At 45.7% G+C, this 18,179-nt stretch carries 18 protein-coding genes; 10 read left to right on the forward strand and 8 right to left on the reverse strand.

Annotation, left to right across the window (positions count from 1 at the left end):
• Positions 1–155: 155 nt before the first annotated feature.
• From LWP20_RS08450 to LWP20_RS08460, 3 genes are read right to left on the reverse strand one after another with little or no spacing between them, the layout of a single operon-like run.
• On the reverse strand, positions 156–1,109 hold the full coding sequence (locus LWP20_RS08450) for a glycosyltransferase family 2 protein (protein ID WP_242927688.1): 954 nt from the start codon (positions 1,107–1,109) through the stop codon (positions 156–158).
• Positions 1,102–2,226, reverse strand: coding sequence for a DegT/DnrJ/EryC1/StrS family aminotransferase (locus LWP20_RS08455; protein WP_242927689.1), 1,125 nt, complete (start codon positions 2,224–2,226; stop codon positions 1,102–1,104). Before LWP20_RS08455 ends, LWP20_RS08450 begins: the two co-directional genes overlap by 8 nt.
• Positions 2,223–2,636 (reverse strand): sugar 3,4-ketoisomerase, encoded by a 414-nt coding sequence (locus LWP20_RS08460; RefSeq protein WP_242927690.1) that lies wholly within the window; start codon positions 2,634–2,636, stop codon positions 2,223–2,225. Before LWP20_RS08460 ends, LWP20_RS08455 begins: the two co-directional genes overlap by 4 nt.
• A gap of 154 nt (positions 2,637–2,790) precedes the next feature.
• Between LWP20_RS08460 and LWP20_RS08465 the strand changes: the two genes are divergently transcribed.
• The 3 genes from LWP20_RS08465 to corA all read left to right on the forward strand — a co-directional run bounded on the left by LWP20_RS08465 (position 2,791) and on the right by corA (position 5,558).
• Positions 2,791–3,702, forward strand: a complete 912-nt coding sequence (locus LWP20_RS08465; RefSeq protein WP_242927691.1) for a hypothetical protein — start codon at positions 2,791–2,793, stop codon at positions 3,700–3,702.
• Between the two features lie 4 nt (positions 3,703–3,706).
• Positions 3,707–4,309, forward strand: coding sequence for an IMPACT family protein (locus LWP20_RS08470; RefSeq protein ID WP_242927692.1), 603 nt, complete (start codon positions 3,707–3,709; stop codon positions 4,307–4,309).
• A gap of 121 nt (positions 4,310–4,430) precedes the next feature.
• Positions 4,431–5,558: a magnesium/cobalt transporter CorA gene (corA, locus tag LWP20_RS08475; RefSeq protein ID WP_242927693.1), complete on the forward strand. Its 1,128-nt coding sequence runs from the start codon at positions 4,431–4,433 to the stop codon at positions 5,556–5,558.
• A 25-nt stretch (positions 5,559–5,583) separates the two neighbouring features.
• Here corA and LWP20_RS08480 read toward each other — a convergent pair whose 3' ends face one another.
• Positions 5,584–8,301: a hypothetical protein gene (locus tag LWP20_RS08480; protein ID WP_242927694.1), complete on the reverse strand. Its 2,718-nt coding sequence runs from the start codon at positions 8,299–8,301 to the stop codon at positions 5,584–5,586.
• Positions 8,302–8,485: 184 nt separating this feature from the next.
• Between LWP20_RS08480 and LWP20_RS08485 the strand changes: the two genes are divergently transcribed.
• Positions 8,486–9,373 (forward strand): universal stress protein, encoded by an 888-nt coding sequence (locus tag LWP20_RS08485; protein ID WP_242927695.1) that lies wholly within the window; start codon positions 8,486–8,488, stop codon positions 9,371–9,373.
• An 8-nt stretch (positions 9,374–9,381) separates the two neighbouring features.
• Here LWP20_RS08485 and LWP20_RS08490 read toward each other — a convergent pair whose 3' ends face one another.
• Entirely contained in the window at positions 9,382–10,263 is an 882-nt protein-coding gene (locus LWP20_RS08490; protein WP_242927696.1) for an ATP-grasp domain-containing protein, read from the reverse strand.
• A 140-nt stretch (positions 10,264–10,403) separates the two neighbouring features.
• Here LWP20_RS08490 and LWP20_RS08495 point away from each other — a divergent pair, with 140 nt between their 5' ends.
• The 4 genes from LWP20_RS08495 to LWP20_RS08510 all read left to right on the forward strand — a co-directional run bounded on the left by LWP20_RS08495 (position 10,404) and on the right by LWP20_RS08510 (position 13,007).
• Positions 10,404–11,042 carry a hypothetical protein gene (locus LWP20_RS08495; RefSeq protein ID WP_242927697.1) on the forward strand — a complete coding sequence of 213 codons (639 nt, stop codon included), beginning with the start codon at positions 10,404–10,406 and terminating at the stop codon, positions 11,040–11,042.
• Positions 11,043–11,209: 167 nt separating this feature from the next.
• A complete protein-coding gene (dtd, locus tag LWP20_RS08500; protein ID WP_242927698.1) occupies positions 11,210–11,662 on the forward strand; it encodes a D-aminoacyl-tRNA deacylase in 453 nt (150 codons plus the stop codon).
• 73 nt (positions 11,663–11,735) lie between these two features.
• Positions 11,736–12,662 (forward strand): hypothetical protein, encoded by a 927-nt coding sequence (locus tag LWP20_RS08505; protein ID WP_242927699.1) that lies wholly within the window; start codon positions 11,736–11,738, stop codon positions 12,660–12,662.
• Positions 12,663–12,680: 18 nt separating this feature from the next.
• Entirely contained in the window at positions 12,681–13,007 is a 327-nt protein-coding gene (locus LWP20_RS08510; RefSeq protein WP_242927700.1) for a nucleotide pyrophosphohydrolase, read from the forward strand.
• 85 nt (positions 13,008–13,092) lie between these two features.
• Here LWP20_RS08510 and LWP20_RS08515 read toward each other — a convergent pair whose 3' ends face one another.
• Positions 13,093–13,818 (reverse strand): 2-phosphosulfolactate phosphatase, encoded by a 726-nt coding sequence (locus LWP20_RS08515; RefSeq protein ID WP_242927701.1) that lies wholly within the window; start codon positions 13,816–13,818, stop codon positions 13,093–13,095.
• A gap of 97 nt (positions 13,819–13,915) precedes the next feature.
• The gene (gene gcvT / locus LWP20_RS08520) at positions 13,916–15,004 is read right to left on the reverse strand and encodes a glycine cleavage system aminomethyltransferase GcvT (protein ID WP_242928026.1); all 1,089 of its coding nucleotides are present in this window, start codon (positions 15,002–15,004) and stop codon (positions 13,916–13,918) included.
• 465 nt (positions 15,005–15,469) lie between these two features.
• On the opposite strand from gcvT, the gene LWP20_RS08525 reads away from it, so the two are divergent.
• Both LWP20_RS08525 and LWP20_RS08530 read left to right on the forward strand, forming a co-directional pair.
• Positions 15,470–16,915 (forward strand): sensor histidine kinase, encoded by a 1,446-nt coding sequence (locus LWP20_RS08525; protein ID WP_242927702.1) that lies wholly within the window; start codon positions 15,470–15,472, stop codon positions 16,913–16,915.
• Positions 16,916–16,964: 49 nt separating this feature from the next.
• A complete protein-coding gene (locus LWP20_RS08530; protein ID WP_242927703.1) occupies positions 16,965–17,399 on the forward strand; it encodes a response regulator in 435 nt (144 codons plus the stop codon).
• A gap of 33 nt (positions 17,400–17,432) precedes the next feature.
• Here LWP20_RS08530 and rnhB read toward each other — a convergent pair whose 3' ends face one another.
• The gene (gene rnhB, locus LWP20_RS08535) at positions 17,433–18,035 is read right to left on the reverse strand and encodes a ribonuclease HII (RefSeq protein ID WP_242927704.1); all 603 of its coding nucleotides are present in this window, start codon (positions 18,033–18,035) and stop codon (positions 17,433–17,435) included.
• Positions 18,036–18,179: the final 144 nt, after the last annotated feature.

Raw genomic sequence — 18,179 nt, forward strand, 5'->3', positions numbered from 1 at the left:
ATACTTATAATAGCTCAGATAGAAGCGTTGTTGCAAAATATTTTGTTAACATCCTGCGTTTTAATCACTTCAGAAAGAGAGTTATGCAATTAAGTACGTAAAAAAAGCGGACAAAAGATACACAAAACGGTTTTAATCTAAAGTTGGGGAGCATCTTAGTGCAATAACCACCTATACTTCAAACTATAATACAATTTGCGTATGCTGCTTAAGTCAATTTTATACTTGTTAAGCAGATAAAGTCCTTTATAGCTTAATGATAAATCAGTTACCTGCTTTAGTAAAGCAAGAAAACTTTCTGCTTCTGTATAGTTTCCGGTCAGGTACGCATGGCGGGCTTCGTATTTAAGCCGTTTTGCCAGTGCGGCGCGTTCGGCCGGAGTTCGTACAAGCTTTAGTGCCTTCTCGCATACCCTAACAGTAGAATTTAAAAGTAAGTTGCCTTTGCGGTAAATACCCTGCGAAAGCGAGTTATCGTGAATGCGCCTTTTCGTTGTAACTTCAGGCAGGTATTGGTATTTATACCTGCGCGCCGACCGTACCCAGAAATCAAAGTCTTCGTAAGCCAGGCTTTCATCGTAACCGCCCAGATACTCCAATACTTCACGCCGCATAAGCATGGTAGGCGGGCAGATAAAATAGCGGCTGATAACATCGGCAAAAACATCACCGCAGGCAGTATAGGTATACTTCTGGCTATGGAAGCTAATGTGTTGTGAGCTATCGCTGATGTATTCGGCATCGGAATAAATTACACCATAGTTTATATCTAAAGCTGCAAATGCCGCTACCTGTTTCTCCACTCTGTCAGGAAGCAAGACATCATCGGTAGCAAAATCTATTATAAAATCACCGGTAGCCGCATGCCAGCCCATATTAAAAGCTGCACAATTGCCCCTGTTTTGCCCGGTGCTTATAAAACGTATCTGAGGATGTTGCTGCAGGTAAGTTTGAATGATGCTGACGCTATTATCAGTACTGCAATCGTCTACTACCAGAATTTCGAGGTTAGGGTATGTTTGCGCAAGCACCGAGTCAAGGGCTTCGCGGATAAACCTCTCGTGGTTATAACACAGGCAGATAACAGAAACCAGCGGCAGCTTATCCATGCAGGTGAGCGAAAAACGATTTTATACTTCGGATTACAGCCTGCTGCTCCGCTTCCTGCATTCCGGGGAATAAAGGCAAACTCAGGCTGGTTTGTGCCAGCTCTTCCACCACCGGAAAATCGCCGGGCTTGTGCCCCAGGTAAGTATAGGCCTGCTGCAAATGCACCGGCACCGGGTAATGTATGGCTGTTGCAATTCCTTTTTCAGTGAGCCAGGCCTGCAACTCGTTTCTATACTTTGTCCGGATACTGAAAATATGGTATACGTGGGTGCAGCTTTCAGCAGTATAGGGCAAAACAAGCGCATTTATACTTTGCAACTCCTGTAAGTATACTTTAGCCAGACGCTGCCGTTCAGAATTTAACTGATCCAGGTATTTTAACTTTACCTGAAGTATAGCGGCCTGCAGTTCATCGAGCCGTGAGTTCACGCCAATTATTTTGTTGTGATATTTTTGCTGCTGCCCGTAGTTACGGTATATACTTACAAACTCAGCCAAGGCAGCATCAGAGGTCACTACGGCACCGGCATCGCCAAAGGCTCCCAGGTTTTTGGTGGGGTAAAAACTGGTGGCATTTATACTTCCGAAACTACCAACCGTTTGCCCGGCATACGTGGCACCATGCGCCTGCGCGAAATCTTCTACAAGCTGTAATTTATACTTTGTGGCCAGCGTCATCAGGGGTTCCATTTCGCAGGCCTGCCCATACAAGTGCACGGCTATAATGGCTTTGGTTTTTGTGCTGATTACAGCTTCTGCAGTTGCGGCTGTCAGGTTGTAAGTATGCTTATCTACATCAGCAAAAACAGGCCTTGCACCCACCTGAACAACAGCATTAGCAGTGGCAATAAATGTATTGGCTGGAAGTATAACTTCATCGCCAGCGCCTATTCCTAATGCTTTCAGCGACAGCACCAAGGCATCGTATCCATTGCCAACACCTATGCTATACCTGGTGCCTGTAGCTTTGGCAAACTCATGCTCGAAAGCAGCAATTGCATCGCCTAAAATATAGTTGTTGCTGCGTACAGCTGCCAAAAGCGCCTGCTCTGTTTCAACGGTCATTCCCTCCGGAAAATCCCGGAATGCAAAGTATGGCACCACCTGCTCCATCATACGCTGGCCTTAGCAACTATGCTTCTGAAGTCCTGGTAATCCCGGATGTAATCACTTTCTTCGAAATCTGTAGAGGCCAGGCACACGGCCACCGTTCCTTCAGAAAAGTGCAGGTTGGTCCAGCAGAGGGCCGGAATGTATAAGCCAACAGACGGGCTATCTAACACAAATTCTATACTTCCCTGGCCCGAATCAGCAGTTACAGTTATACTTCCGGTTATGGCTATCAGCACTTCCTGCGTGGTTTTGTTGGCATGGTTACCTCTTATTACGCCGGCTGGAGTGGCATAGGTCCAGAACACACGCTTCACGGCAAAAGGCAAGTTACTGGCCTGCTGCGTAGACGCGATAAAACCGAAGTCCTGTTCCCCGATCTGGTCGAAATGTAAAAGGTAAGGTGGTGCTGGCAAAGCTTAATGAGTTAATGCAGGCACAATTTAACTATATTTTAAGATAATCATACATCCTGATTTATACTTGGTTTTGTGCTTGCTTATACTTTAAACTACCTTTGTTGCGGTTATAACCAGGGCTAAAAGCCTATACTTTATACTTGCTTCTTACATGTTATACTTGCTTTTAAGCGTTGCGTCCACCACCTTACTTTTCTTTATTTTCAAGCTTTTTCAGAAGTACAACATACCTACTTTTCAGGCGATTGTAGTAAATTATGTTACCTGCATACTCGTCGGGCTGGCCTTTCCGGGCGGCACTGCTGTACTCCATCCGCAGGTTTTCACGCAATCGTGGGCAATTTTTGCTTTTGCCCTGGGTATTATATTTATCGGTACTTTTTATTTGATGGCACTTACTACCCATAAAGTAGGCGTAACAGCCACATCGGTAGCCACTAAAATCTCACTCATTATTCCGGTGCTTTTTAGCTTGCTCGTACTCAAATCCAGCCTGAAAGAGTATACCTGGGTAAATTATGCGGGCATGGCAGCGGCAATTGCAGCCATTATACTTTCATCCATACGCCTAAGTAATAGTAACTCCAGCATCCGCACTCCTGCAGCAGCAGCCATGGCCTTGCCCTTTATTATTTTCCTTACCAGTGGCATCGCCGATTCGCTTATTAACTATACAAACCAATACCATTTACAGGCCGGTGAGGCCAGCCAGTTTACCATGCTCACTTTTACAACCTCCGCTACTGTGGGTTTACTGGTGCTGGCATACTTTATACTTGCAGGCAAAACGCGTTTTATACCCCGCAGTATAATTGCCGGTGTGCTGCTGGGCGTGCCTAACTATTTCTCTATTTTCTTCCTGATAAAGGCACTTTCTGCGTTCAACAACGATGGCGCTTTTCTGTACCCGATCAATAATATCGGCATTATACTGGCTGGCGCGGCTGGGGCAGTCATCTTTTTCCGGGAGAAGCTGAGCACCGTGAATTTGGTTGGTATTGGCATGGCCGTACTGGCACTTATCCTGATCTCGTACCAGGAAATAACAGCAAACCTGTTTTAAACCTATGGAAGATACCTACCGCACCATCGCTGCCCCATCCGAAGGTCTTTACAAAGAAAAAGGCAGCAAATTTATTGCGCTGGCTTACCCGGTTTACTCCGAAGAGGATGTGAAAGAGCACCTGACCGAGCTGCGTAAAAAGTACTTCGATGCCCGCCACCATTGCTATGCTTATAGTTTAGGAGCCGATAAAAGCCGCTACCGCGCCAACGACGACGGCGAGCCCAACCATTCAGCCGGCGACCCTATACTTGGCCAGATCCGTTCTGCCGACCTGAGCAATGTACTGGTTGTAGTAGTACGTTATTTCGGTGGCACAAAACTGGGTGTCAGCGGCCTGATACATGCCTACAAAACCGCTACTGCCGAAGCCATTGCTAACGCTACTATTATTGAAAAGCACGAAACTGCGCTGCTGCAGGTACATTTTACTTATCCGCAGATGAACGATGTAATGGGTTTGGTAAAAGAGTATGAACTGGCTGTGCGCGACCAACAGTTTGAGCTGGAGTGCCAGATGACACTGGAAGTACGCAAAAAACTACAGGCTGAGCTTACAACCAGACTCGAAGACCTTGATGCTGTTACTGTTGCCGTTGTAGCTTAATTCAAAGTATAAATCTACGTTTATACTTTCTCGCGGTACTCTAAATTAGCCCGCAATGCGTTGCAGCAAGTATAGCAGCATGTATATTTATTAAGTACCTTGTTACTTTCCTTAAGCTGCCATGTCGAAACACCAACGCCCACATACCCGGAGCAAAATTTTAGAACGCAAAGCAGGCAAACGCCCTGGTTATTTATTTGTTCCTTCTGATGCCATCGCGCCCCGTTTTTTCCTGATGTCGTTTAACGAGCAGGGTTTTGAGCAACAGGAATACACCTCCTATGATAAATTGCTGAAGCAAGTCAACACGCACCCGGATCAAAAGCACTGGATCGATATTCGTGGCTATGGCGAATTAAATTTACTTGAGCGGCTGGTTGATGATTTTGGTATTCACCCGCTGCAGATGGAGGATGTGATAAACGATTACCAGCGCCCAAAAGTAGAAGAGCACAATGGCAACCTGTTTATTATTACGCGCATGCTGCGCTGGTCGGCCACGCAACGTACCCTGGACGATGTGCAGCTTTCTGTTTTCTCAGGCCCCAACTATGTGCTTACCCTGCAAAGCGATTATGATGATTGTTTGGACCCGCTTCGCGAACGCATCAGAACCGGCAGAGGTGTTATCAGGCAGCGGCCTGTGGCTTATCTACTTTATGCCGTGCTCGATGTGGTGCTGGACTTTTATTTCCCGGTAATTAGCGAAATCAGCAATTACATCGAAGAGCTGGAGCAACGCATTTTAGACAAACCATCCAGGCAAACCTTGCAGGAAGTTCTTGCCCTTAAAAGCGAGCTTGTAAAACTGCGCCGCATTACCTGGCCACAGCGCGATATACTGAACGAATTGCTTCGCATGGAAGACGACATGATACCGGAAAACATTAAAGTATACTTCCGCGACGCTTACGACCATACCATACAACTCATCGACCTGATCGAAAGTCAGAAAGAAATGGCCTCCAGCCAGGCTGAGCTTTATATGTCCACGGTTAGCAACCGCATGAACGAGATCATGAAAGTGCTCACCATCATCTCCAGTATCTTTATTCCGCTAAGTTTTATTGTAGGATTGTACGGGATGAACTTCGCACATGTAAACCCTGAGACCGGTAGGGTCTACCCGCTCAGCATGCCCGAGCTATACCAGCCTTATGCATACCCCATATTACTTACAGTTATGGTTATACTTATACTGGTGCAGCTATACTTTTTCTATAAGCGGGGCTGGTTCCGGAGCTTCTGAACAGGGCAGTTACTATAGTTTATACTTACTTATTAGGCAGTTTAAAACTCAGCTTCTTAAGCTCGTTGCGGTATACTTTGTATAAGGTATAGCTGTTTGCCACGTCGTTATAGAAAATGGTAACCGGCTGGTTATTATCTAAAGTATGGTTGCCGATGAGCGTGCCTTTGGCGTCGTAGAGGTAGGTTTTCTGAGGGCCGGTTTCTGTAATGGCGTATACTTTCCTGTCGCCTCCAAAATGGAAATACTGCACAATTTTAGGCGCTGAAGTTACATACCGTTTTTCAAAAAGCTCTTTCAGATCCTGGTCAAACACTGTTACGCGGCCTTCGTCCTGGCGCACGATCACAAACGATTTGCCAGCATTTTCTGCTACCATTTCAAACATGGCGCGTTTGGTTGGCCGCAGCAATTGCTCTCTTTTTAAGACTCTGCCCAGCAGGTTAAAGACCACCACTTCGCCGTACTTGGTTACAGTAGTTATTTCTGACTTTTTAAAATCTGCCCCAGGCTTAACCAGCACACCAGAAGTTACCGGCGATCGTAAACTGAACGGAAAACCCGGATAGGTTTCGCCCTGTTTGTCGAGCGCGTATACATAGCCATTCTCCAGTAAAACCAGAATCACATCGCGGCCACCAACACGCAGGTGCTGCGGGGCAGCTGCAAGGCGGTAATCCATGCGGCGCGGCGACCAGCCATCTATAGCATTGCCCCGGATATCATACATATACAGGTTGCCCAGGTAATCATCTACCAGCAAGCGGTAGTTGCCGTTCTTCTCATAATCAAAAACAGACAGCTGCTGGATATTCAGGGAATCGCCCACGTTGAATGGGAAATTTTCGGCATCCTGCCCCTGGTTATCAATAGCATGAATACGGTTAGCAGTAGCAAAAACGTAACGAAGCTTTTTATCCGGACCAAATTCTATCTGCTGAATGCCTCCCCGGATGCTGCTGCTGAGCGTATCGGTCCAGCCGGGTTTGCCTACTGCAGAAATGTTGTGAAGTATATTAGCCGAATCCTGCACCACCACTTCGCTGCTTCTGTCTACAGCACTTTGCACCGGATAAGGTTTCGAATCAAGGCGCGAAGAAAATGGTAAAGCTACCTCTACCGCAAATTCATCTTTTGTAGTATTCGACCGGTCCTGGCTGCGGAATACAAAGCTTGTATAGTATTGCTCATCTGCCCTGGCAAACTGAAAGCTGATCTGGTTAAAGCGCTTTATAAGTGTGGCGTGTTGCAGCAAATCTTCACGGCTTTCGTCGGTCATGTAACGGCTGAGGATATACCAGGCATTTACCGTATTCAGGTATAAGCTGAAATTACTTTCATGCAGCGTTTCATCCAGAAAAGCTTTTTGCTGCACCGATTTCCCCCATACATTATCTGTTGCAATATCATCCAGTAACGAGCGCAGGGTGGCTACTTCCGAAGCGAACAACAGATAATCATCAATCTGCACCACGTAGCTTTGCTCAAACCCTGTAAATAATTCCCCGAAAAGCTGGGAGGGCAACTCTGTTACATTTACCTGCTGCAAAGTATAACTGCCGTAGCGTTCGCTATGCGGCCTTATCTTATTGGCGTTGCTTACCTGCTTGTTTAACTGGGCTAACAGGCTTGCCGTGCGTGCTGGCTTAGCCATACGCGCAAATACGATTTTTTCCGGCTTGCTTTTGATGTTATAAGCCTCTAGGTAGGCAATGGCAACTTCCTGCTTTATACTTGCCGCCAGCGAATCTAAGGTTGCAGCGTAAACAGTGCCTGCCGCCTTAGCCGGGTTGTGCAGCCTGGCAACCTGGTTCACACCAAAATGCAGCAGGGCTGCAGTACGAGCCGGGAGGTAATTTTTTACCAGTAACGGCTTTGGTGCAGCAGGCTGCATACGGTTATGTAAAGAGCTTTTTAATTCCTCCGGGTTAGAGAATCCGTTCAGGAAGATCTTGTTACTCTCGAGCTTCAGCTCCAGCATGGCATTCCGGCACAAGCTGCTCAGGTAACGCACCTGCGGCATAATATCATCCTGCAGAAAAAGCGCCAGCACACTGGGCAGCTCCCTGTAGTTTACATAAATGTTGGCGTATACGTCGGGCTGGCTCAGGTAATTGGTATGCTTAAACTCGGCTGCTATCGAAACCGGTTCGCCACGTTTTATGCGCCTCACAATCGCCTCTATCAGCACTGGCGAAGCACTAAGTATAATATTGTTATGGTGGGTAAAATAAGTAAAGCTGGTACCCAGGCTGGCGTTGGTAATATCTGTCAGCAGTACTCCCTCGTAATTCCGCGACTCTTCTTTAAAGAATTCGCTTTTAGATAAGTTTTCGGTGAGGGTACGCAGGAAACGATGTTCGCCAACAGTATTTACAGGCACATAGTATACAAACTCCAGGTCTGTTTTGCCAACTACGTGTACCGATGTCAGGATTTCTTTTTTGTTCAGGAAACGCTCCAGGCGCTGGTTACCCGGGGCTATACTATCGAGCCACAGTATATTTTCTTCGAAGCGCTGCACAACCGGCAACGTAGAAAAACTATCCCAGAGGCCTGTGCCACGCAGGTGCTTTACAAGTGCTGAATGATTGTTTGTTTCGATCACGAAGGCAGCATCCTCAGGCACAAGCGTCCAGAGGTCTACTTTTTCGCGCGCGCTCTGCCACCTGCTATAGCCGTAATAGGCCAGCGATGCAAGCACAACAAATCCAAGAAGGTATAACAGGATGCGTTTAGGCATGGCAAGCGTTCTCAGGCTGCAAAATTAACTTAAAAATCAGAAATACACTGACAGAAAGCATTAGGCGCTGCAATTACAAATACAAATATACATATAAGCGCCCTGAAAGCATTTTTATATCTGAATATTCAAACTTTAAAGACGCCCCGGCACGTATAAACCAGCCTATACTCAAGCTAAAACTATGTTTAAAATATTACTACCTGTAGATTTTTCCGATAGCACCGCTACCGCAAGCCAATATGCCCTGGCCCTGGCAGCCGTTGTGCCAGACTCCCAAATACTCCTCCTGCATTGCTCACAGGATTACCTGGCCGAAGGCGACATGACCATTACCCCGATAGATGAGCTTACAGCCTCAGAAATTGTAGCCGAACGCGTGCTCCACCGCAACGAAGAAGAAGCACAAAACCAGTTGGAAGAGCTTTACCTGGAGATGCAGAATCAAAACACAAAGTATGTATACCCGGTACTGATAGAGCGAACTTTCGTACATGGCCTGCCCGGAGACAAAATTCCGGAGCAGTTGCAACGCTACAAAGCCAATCTGTTGGTAATGGGTACAAAAGGAGAAGCCGGCCTGATGCGCAGTCTTTTTGGTACAGTAGCTACCGAAATAGCCCGAAATGTAGCCATACCTGTACTTACCGTACCTGAAAACTATACTTCTACTCAGCTTCAGAAAGTACTTTTCGCCACCGATTTTGACTCAGAAGATGTTAGTAGCCTGGCAACTTTACAACAGTTCCTCCACCCTTTCGGCGCATCTGTTGTAGTTGCGCATATTTCGGATAAGGGTGATAAACAGGAAGATAACCAAAAATTAGAGGTACTAAAGCAAAACCTGGAGCAAACCAGCAACAACAGTAACATAAGCTATACCTTACTAAAAGGCGATAACGTAGCAGAAGCACTGCAGGAATTTGTGCAGCAGCAAAACATAGATATGATTGCTGTAACTGCCCGCAAACACGAAGGTTTAAATGCCCTGCTCCGGACCAACACCGTTAAAAACCTGATACTGCATGCGCCTGTACCCTTACTGGTTTTTCATAGCCCGGAAGTAAGCTAAGTATACTTCTACCTGAGCTGTGCTGACAGTGCCTCGTAATAGTTTTCCAAAGCGTGCTCGTTGGTAGCCAGGAACAGGAATGGCTCGATCAGTTCCAGTTCCATCAGCACGAGTTCGCCATTCAGCTCAACGCCATCCACGCGGGCATACAGGCAATCAGAAGCAACGCTATTAATTATTTGCTGAGCAGTTGCCAGTAGTTCCTGCTGTGGAGTTGGTGTATGTATGGTACCTCCAAAAAAGTGCTGTACCCTGAAATCGCCGGGCTTGGCAGTTTTAAGCACCGTATGGCTATACTTGCCGTTAAAGAAAAGAAACGACCACTCGCCCTGCGTTTTTATTTCTTCCAAGAATGGCTGCGCCAGGAAAGGCTCTTCCTGCAGCAACTCGTTAATTCTGGAAGTATAAGCAGTTGCATCGGCTCGCTCTATGGCCAGCGTATTTTTAGCGCCGCCACTTACACGGGGCTTCACTATTATTTTATCGCATTGTAGGGCATCGAAGGCAGCTTCGGCATTAAAGGTGCTGCCTTGCTCCAGCCAAACGGTTGGCACAACCTGTATACCTTGCTGCTGCAGGTCTTTAAAGTATAATTTATCGGCATTCCAGCGCAGGGTACGCACAGGGTTTAGCACACGGCAGCCTAAATGCTCCAACTTATCTAGCCAGGTATAAAAAGCAGCAATTTTATCAAAATAATCCCAAGGCGACTTTATGATAATGGCATCAAAAGCGGCCCAGTTTACAGCTTCATCATCCCAGACCTGAAAAGAAATTTGCAGGCCTTTTGCCTGTAAAAAGTGGAAAAGGCGTTCGTCTTCGCTATCGGCATTGTTGGTGTAACTCCCCAGGCTCTGGCAAGTTACCAGCGCTATTTGCAGTGTTTGCATAATTGTTGATATTTGCTGCGAATTTATGCTTTATACCACGCAGATTATACTTCCGGAATAACATTTTTAACTAAAACTTTTTCTTGGTCAGCTCTCGTATGTCAGGTATAAATCTCACTCCTCTTTTATAAAGCGTTCACATGTTTTACACCTTCCACAACGGCATTTGCTGCAGGTACAGCTTAACTGTACGCTTGCTGCTTTTGGTGCTGCTTTTATGTCCGCTAACCGGCGCCTGCTCTGGCACCAGCGAACAGCACGACATGCCGGAAGAGCGAACGAACGAGGCTACCATTTCCGATACAATGGGCACAAAGCGCAACTCCACCTCGCCTGCTACTGTAGCCCTGCTGGAGAACCCATTCCTGAGCGACCGCAACCAGACAAGGAAACTGGAATCATACATAGCCCGCATTAACACAGACTTTACCGTAGAGGCAGCCCCTATAGAAAACATACACGAAGCCGGCCTTTCAGATACTATTTATACTATAAATTTTGGCAGTTCTTCGCTGGAGCTATACGCCCCTACCCAAACCGGCGAGCTTTTGCTGCAGGTAGCCGATATTAGAAGCAACGCCCTTACGTTGCGCAACAACATGCGCGTAGGCATGAGCCAGGCTGAGCTGATGACCAAATTAAAGAACTACGACGTACGCATACTGCAAACTAACACAGAAATAGTTGCTACCAACCGCGAAGGTGCCCCTACCTCGCTCCGCTTCTTCCTTAAGAATGGCAAAGTAAGCCGCATTCGCTACGAAGGGTATGTAGATTAAAGATTGGGAAATTTAAAGATGTAAGGATTTGAAAATAAGGTTATTTAGTAGCAAATCCAGATGATGAGATTATAGAATATCACTATAGAGGCGCATTCCATTTTCAAATTTCTAAATTTCCAAATCTCCAAATCAATACCTTTGCCACACACAAAGTATAAATTACTATGCGCATAGTTGTACAGCGGGTAACGCAGGCATCTGTAACAATTGATGGAAGTATAAAAGGGCAGATTGGTTTAGGCCTCTTGCTACTGGCTGGTTTTACACCCGACGATACCGACGAAGACCTTAAATGGATTGCTGGCAAAGTAGCCCAACTCCGTATATTTGGCGATAGCGAAGGCAAAATGAACCTGAGCGTACAGGATGTGCAGGGCGATATGCTTGTTATAAGCCAGTTTACGTTGTTTGCCAATACCAAAAAGGGCAACCGGCCTTCTTACATCGGGGCTGCCCCGCCGCCAATTGCCATTCCGCTTTACGAGAAATTCATTGTATACTTAGAAGAAGCTTTCGGCAAAAAAGTACAGACCGGCGAGTTTGGGGCAGACATGAAAGTTGCCTTGCTTAATGACGGCCCGGTTACGATTGTTATCGATTCTAAAAATAAAGAATAGGCCAGCTTTCCCAATCAATAACAATGTATTAGATATTGCTTATATTTAATAGCAATATCCATACTTCTGTTATATGCGCCACCTTACACTTCTGAAATTCCCGGTATTAGCCTTGGCTATACTTTGCCTGTTGTTACTTTCTGTTGCTGCAAAAGCACAAACCGATTCCACTTCTGCTCAGACCGACACTACTGCCCAAACCGGGGTTGGCAAACGTTGGGTAATCGAAACAAAAGACGGCTCAGTTATACAAGGCAGGTTTATGGGGCAAACAGAGGCAGGTATAAAGTTAATGACCGAAAGTGCAGGCGAAGTGCTCATCCCCAACAACCAGATCAGGAGTGCGAAAGTACTGGATGAGGCAAAGTTTAGAAAAGGTGTGTATTGGTTCGAGAACCCCAACTCCAGCCGTTATCTTTTCGGGCCATCTGCATTCAGTCTGCGCAAAGGCGAAGCCTATTACCAGAACACGTACCTGGTGCTTAACTCTTTCAGTTATGGCGTTACCAACAATTTTACCATAGGTGGCGGTTTCGAGCTTATTTCCACTTTTACAGGCAACCCGATTGTCTTTCTCACGCCCAAGTATAGCTTCCCGATAACTGAAAAATTACGTGCCGGCGCCGGTGTTTTTTACGCCAATGCCATCGGCACTTCCGATAACTTTTCAGGGCTTGGCATTGGCTATGGCCTGGTAACCTATGGTAACACAGATGACAATGCTACTGTAGGCCTGGGCTACGGTTTTGTAGATGAAGAATTCTCGAGCCAGCCCGTTATAACTATAAGTGGCATGAAGCGGGTAAGCCGGAAAGTAGGGCTTGTAACTGAAAACTGGATTGTGCCGGCTGATGGCAGTTATGGCATTTTCTCTTATGGTATGCGCTTTATGGGCGAGAAAATAACCGTAGACCTGGCCTTCCTCAACAATGCCGATATCGCTTCTGAAATTCCCATTGGTGTGCCTTATGTGGATTTTGTCATTAAATTTGGAAAGTAAACCAAACACAAAACTTACATGACCATTGCAGAGGCACAGCAGATTGTAGACGACTGGATAAAAGAAAACGGCGTTCGTTATTTTAATGAGCTTACCAACATGGCCATACTTACCGAAGAGGTAGGCGAAGTAGCCAGAATAATTTCGCGCCAATACGGGGAGCAATCGTTTAAGAAAAGCGACGAAGGCAAACAGCTTTCTGATGAACTGGCTGATGTACTCTTTGTTTTGATTTGCCTGGCCAACCAGACAGGTATAAACCTGACCGATGCGCTTCAAAAAAACCTGGAAAAGAAAACCAGCCGCGACAGCGAACGCCACAAGCAAAACGAAAAACTGAAGTAAGTTCAACGTATAAATCGCGGTTTAAACAGAACACATAAAAGTATAAAGGCCGGTTTATGAACCGGCCTTTATACTTTTTTATAGTTTACACTAAGCTATGTTTGGCATTTAAATCTACCAGGCGATCGTGCTTCCAGACTGGCAATACATTGAAAACATTGTGCTGCAAACAGAATTCGATATCCTTATGAATTTCCAGGTTTTCGAGGCGCTGCACATGCGACGACTGCCTCAGAAAAGAAACCATATCCGATTTGGCGGCATGATATAAGTATAAAGAAGCCAGTGTAGCGTCGTTTTCAAACTCAAACTGGCTTTGTAAACGCTCTGCCAATGCCCCTGCATACAGGGTATCTTCCAGGTTAAATTTACCTTTCCAGCCGGCACAAACAACAAGCACATCCAACTGCAGCTCTGCCAGGTGTTCTGCCACTGTCTGCAGGTTCAGGAAAGAACCTACCACAATCTCCTCAGCTGCTTCCGACATGCGAATGGCACGTGTACCGTTGGTTGTTGTGATAGCAATGGTACGGCCTTTTATACTTTCGCTCATGTAGGCAAACGGCGAGTTGCCCAGGTCAAACCCTTCAGCTTTCACGCCATCGCGCTCGGCAGCTGTCAGGCAGCCCTGCTCGGCATAAACCAAACATTCTTCCAGCTTCATTACCGGTATAATATCGGCAACGCCATTTGCGAAAGCCGTAACCATAGTAGAGGTGGCACGCAGAATATCTACAGCAACTACTGCCTTTCCCTTCAGATCATACAAATGCAACAGCTCCGGGCTGTAGCAAACATCTATACTTGGCATTACTTTTTATACTTTAGAAGACGCAAGACACAGAACTTTTCGAGCAAAACATTTCTGTCTTGTGTCTAACGTCCTGTGTCTTGCGTCTATTATAAAATTACTTCTTTACAAACGGTAGCTTCACCACCTGCGCTTTCATGTCTTTGTTACGTACGCGTACAAACACTTCGCTGCCCGGCTTGCTGAACTCGTTCTGTACATAACCCATACCTATACCTTTGCCCAGCGTTGGCGACATAGTACCAGAAGTTACTTCACCAATTTGCTCTCCTGCTGCATTCACGATCTCGTAATGCGATCTTGGAATAGCTTTATCAACCATCTCAAAACCAACCAGCTTTTTAGTAACGCCGGCAGCTTTCTGCTCTTTCAGGTTTTCTGAGTTTGTAAATTCTTTATCAAACTTCGTGATCCAGCCAAGGCCAGCCTCCAGCGGGGATGTTTTATCATCGATGTCGTTGCCGTAGAGGCAGAAACCCATTTCAAGACGCAACGTATCGCGGGCACCTAAACCGATTGGCTTAATTCCGAATTCTTTGCCAGCTTCCATAATGGCCTCGAATACTTTCTTGGCATCCTGGTTCTTCACATAGATCTCGAAACCACCCGCACCGGTATAACCTGTAGCAGAAATGATCACATCCTGGGCGCCAGCAAATTCGCCTTTCTCAAAAGTATAATATACCATGCTGGCCAGGTCTACACTTGTAAGCGATTGTAGCGCCTCAACTGCTTTTGGCCCCTGCACTGCAAACAAAGAAATCTCGTCAGAGATGTTCTCCATTTCGGCACCTTCTGTGTTATACTTGCTTATCCAGTTCCAGTCCTTTTCGATGTTGGAGGCGTTTACAACCAGCATGTATTCTTCTTCGCCTAAGCGATAAACCAGCAGGTCATCCACAATACCGCCGTCTTCGTTTGGCAGGCACGAGTACTGAATTTTATTATCTGATAATTTAGAGGCATCGTTAGATGTTACACGCTGGATCAGATCCAGAGCCTTTGGGCCGCGTACCATAAACTCACCCATGTGCGATACATCGAAAATACCTACAGCATTACGCACCGTATTGTGCTCATCTAGGTCTGATGAATAGCGCACAGGCATGTTATAGCCGGCAAAAGGCACCATTTTAGCGCCAAGCGCTTCGTGCACATCATTTAAAGCAATTTTTTTAAGGTCCATTTCTTTCTGCTTGTTCAAGTGGTTGCGTGGCAAAAATAACTAAAATTAAACCGCTTCCGAAATTTTATACTTCCGGCTTTTGCGCCATGCCTTACCGCCTTATTTATACTTACTTACAGCCGCTCTAGCCAAATATTCTTCTAATAATGCAGCACTATATTATAAATTAACCATAACTATACTTCTAACATGTGCGTAAGTTGTAGTTCATTCTTTTAGCCAAAAAACCATGAAATCAGATTTTACTCCTGCAATGGTTCAAACCAGCACAACCATAAGTTTACCCAGGGCATTTCATCTTCAAATTTGTTCTATTCAGCTGCTTCGCTTTATTTTGATGTAAATGCTAAACCCACAGTCAGTAATTTTTTAACCGGCTACTCTAACGAGAGCATTCTGCACTGTTTTATTCTCTGGTAATACTTTCTAATGAAATTATCCGTTAAGTTATTTGCCGGGTTCGTTATGATCTCGGTTCTGTTCACGGCGGTTGCCATCGTAAACTTCAGGCTTTCCGAAGATGTGATCGCAAACTCCCAATGGGTATCGCGTTCTCAGATTGTGGTACGAAACTCTGCTGCGCTGCAACGTAACATTATTGATATGGAAACCGGTTTGCGCGGTTACTTGCTTAATGGCGACGTGAAATTTTTATTACCATACGCCCAGGCTAAACAGCAGCTTCCAAACCTCTTCCGTGAGACAAAATCTTTTACAGAAAACTCTCCGGAACAGATAAAAAATATTGATAAAATGATGCGCCTCCACGATCAATGGGAACGCCAATACGCGGAGCCTCTTATCGAACTCAAGCGCATTGATTCTATTGATTTTATGGTTACCAGGTACGACCTGTCACGCGATAGTTTGCTGAATGGTGAAAAAGCCTTGATTGATACGCTTCGTGAAGGCTTTCGTAAATTTAATGCTTACGAGTATAAGATTCGCGAATACCGCCGTGAGCGCCTGAGCCAAAGTATAAACAATACACGCCAGATATCTACTGTTTTAACCATTATATCTGTATTGCTGGGCCTTAGCTGGGCATACTATATCACGCGCCTCATTACCAACAGAATCATGAAAATGGTAACGCTGGCCGATAAAATATCAAAAGGCGACTATAAAACGCAGATAATAGATACAGCGAACGACGAACTGACGCAGCTCTCTAACTCGCTTAACCTGATGTCGTCTACTATTGATACTACATTTACCGAATTGGACCGCAAGAACAAAGAACTGGACCAGTTTGCTTATGTAGTTTCGCATGACTTAAAAGCGCCATTGCGTGGAATAGAAGTAGCATCGCGCTGGGTAGAAGAAGACATGGGCCGCGACTTGCCGCCCAATGTGCAGGAATACCTGATGATGATGCGCGTACGGGTACACCGCATGGAAAACCTTATTAATGGTATACTTGCGCTTGCCCGCATCGGGCGAACTAATCAGGTAAAAGAAGAAGTAAATGTGCAGCAACTCCTGGCAGAGATCGTAGATATGATTTCCCCTCCAAAGGGATTCACAATAAAACTACAGGATAATATGCCAACTTTATTAACAGTACGTGTGCAACTGGAGCAGGTATTTTCAAACCTTATCAGCAATGCCCTTAAATACCACGATAAAAAAGCCGGCCTGATTACTATTATGCACCACGAAACCGAAACAGCGCACGTATTCTCTGTTTCAGATAACGGCCCCGGCATAGACCCGGAATATCATAAGCGTATTTTTGTGATCTTCCAGACCTTACAGGAGCGTGATGCCGTAGAAAGTACCGGCGTAGGTTTGGCCATTGTTAAGAAGATAGTGGAGCACCAGGGAGGCACAATTTGGGTAGATTCAAAGTTAGGGCAGGGAGCCACCTTTACATTTACCTGGCCAAAAAACAGGGCCTTAAAAGTATAATTTTTCAGTTAAATTTATTCAAAAGCAGTTTTATACAATTTACGATAGCATGAGCGAGAAAATAGTAAATATCCTTTTAGTAGAAGATGACTACCTGGATATTATGAATGTAGAGCGGGAGCTAAAGAAAATAAGTATCACTCACCCTATACACGTTGCCCGTAACGGACGCGAAGCTTTAAGTATGCTTCGGGGCGATGGTGTAGCCAAAATATCGCCGGCACCCAGCGTTATACTTCTCGATATTAACATGCCTAAAATGAATGGCCTGGAGTTTCTTGCAGAACTGCGTACTGAGCCGGAATTCAGCCATATCCCGGTGTTTATCATGACTACATCTAACGAAGACACTGACCGCCTGGAGGCCCAGCGCCTGAACGTGACCGGCTATATCGTGAAGCCCTTAAGCTTTGACAACTTCGAGAACAGCCATTCTTCTCTGGATAGTTTCAGCCTGTTCCTGGACCTGATCAAGCTAAAGTAATAGCCTCAGGCAACGTAGTAAAAACACCCGGTTTTATACTTCGAATAAAGTAGGTTGCTGCGGCAGTAAGGCAAATGAATGACGGTGATGCGGCGTTGTGCCATAAAGCGCAATGGCTTTGCGGTGCGCTGCAGTTGGGTAACCTGCGTTTTGTTCCCAACCATATAGGTTATGTTCTTCAGCCAACCTGCTCATCACATCATCGCGGTGGGTTTTGGCCAGCACCGATGCCGCCGCTATAGACAGGTATTTTCCATCACCTTTCACAATACAGGCATGCGGCAAAGCCTGATAAGGCTTAAAACGGTTGCCATCGATCAGCAGATATTCAGGCACGGTTACTAAACCGCTTATTGCCCGGTGCATGGCCAGGTAAGTAGCCTGCAAAATATTAATAGCGTCTATTTCCTGGTTTGTTGCCTCTCCTATTGCCCACGCCACAGCATCCCGGTAAATTTCTTCGCGCAGTTGTTCGCGCTGCTTCTTATTCAGCTTTTTAGAATCGGTCAGCAAGCCGTGTTTATAGTCTGCCGGAAGTATAACTGCAGCCGCCACTACCGGCCCGGCCAAACAACCCCTGCCAGCTTCATCTATGCCAGCTTCAAGTATAAATCCGCTATGGTTAGGTAAAAGCATGTTCGTATAGTTTTACAAGCCAAATATAAGCTAATTGTAAACTGTTATCAGGCTAACTTGAGTTTCCTTCTGACTAATTTAAATATCAGAAATGTACTTCAGGGCTCTTATACAAGTATAAACTCTCTGCAACCATGTATAAAC

It is taken from the genome of Pontibacter vulgaris (assembly GCF_022758145.1).
GTDB lineage: Bacteria > Bacteroidota > Bacteroidia > Cytophagales > Hymenobacteraceae > Pontibacter > Pontibacter vulgaris.

Coding starts and splice junctions, on each gene's coding strand:
- LWP20_RS08485 (WP_242927695.1), top strand. CDS start 8,486: ATGTTTAAAATATTACTACCTGTAGATTTTTCCGATAGCACCGCTACC.
- corA (WP_242927693.1), top strand. CDS start 4,431: ATGTCGAAACACCAACGCCCACATACCCGGAGCAAAATTTTAGAACGC.
- rnhB (WP_242927704.1), bottom strand. CDS start 18,035: ATGCTTTTACCTAACCATAGCGGATTTATACTTGAAGCTGGCATAGAT.
- gcvT (WP_242928026.1), bottom strand. CDS start 15,004: ATGGACCTTAAAAAAATTGCTTTAAATGATGTGCACGAAGCGCTTGGC.
- LWP20_RS08505 (WP_242927699.1), top strand. CDS start 11,736: ATGCGCCACCTTACACTTCTGAAATTCCCGGTATTAGCCTTGGCTATA.
- LWP20_RS08530 (WP_242927703.1), top strand. CDS start 16,965: ATGAGCGAGAAAATAGTAAATATCCTTTTAGTAGAAGATGACTACCTG.
- LWP20_RS08455 (WP_242927689.1), bottom strand. CDS start 2,226: ATGATGGAGCAGGTGGTGCCATACTTTGCATTCCGGGATTTTCCGGAG.
- dtd (WP_242927698.1), top strand. CDS start 11,210: ATGCGCATAGTTGTACAGCGGGTAACGCAGGCATCTGTAACAATTGAT.
- LWP20_RS08470 (WP_242927692.1), top strand. CDS start 3,707: ATGGAAGATACCTACCGCACCATCGCTGCCCCATCCGAAGGTCTTTAC.
- LWP20_RS08515 (WP_242927701.1), bottom strand. CDS start 13,818: ATGCCAAGTATAGATGTTTGCTACAGCCCGGAGCTGTTGCATTTGTAT.
- LWP20_RS08490 (WP_242927696.1), bottom strand. CDS start 10,263: ATGCAAACACTGCAAATAGCGCTGGTAACTTGCCAGAGCCTGGGGAGT.
- LWP20_RS08510 (WP_242927700.1), top strand. CDS start 12,681: ATGACCATTGCAGAGGCACAGCAGATTGTAGACGACTGGATAAAAGAA.
- LWP20_RS08480 (WP_242927694.1), bottom strand. CDS start 8,301: ATGCCTAAACGCATCCTGTTATACCTTCTTGGATTTGTTGTGCTTGCA.
- LWP20_RS08495 (WP_242927697.1), top strand. CDS start 10,404: ATGTTTTACACCTTCCACAACGGCATTTGCTGCAGGTACAGCTTAACT.
- LWP20_RS08450 (WP_242927688.1), bottom strand. CDS start 1,109: ATGGATAAGCTGCCGCTGGTTTCTGTTATCTGCCTGTGTTATAACCAC.
- LWP20_RS08525 (WP_242927702.1), top strand. CDS start 15,470: ATGATCTCGGTTCTGTTCACGGCGGTTGCCATCGTAAACTTCAGGCTT.
- LWP20_RS08465 (WP_242927691.1), top strand. CDS start 2,791: ATGTTATACTTGCTTTTAAGCGTTGCGTCCACCACCTTACTTTTCTTT.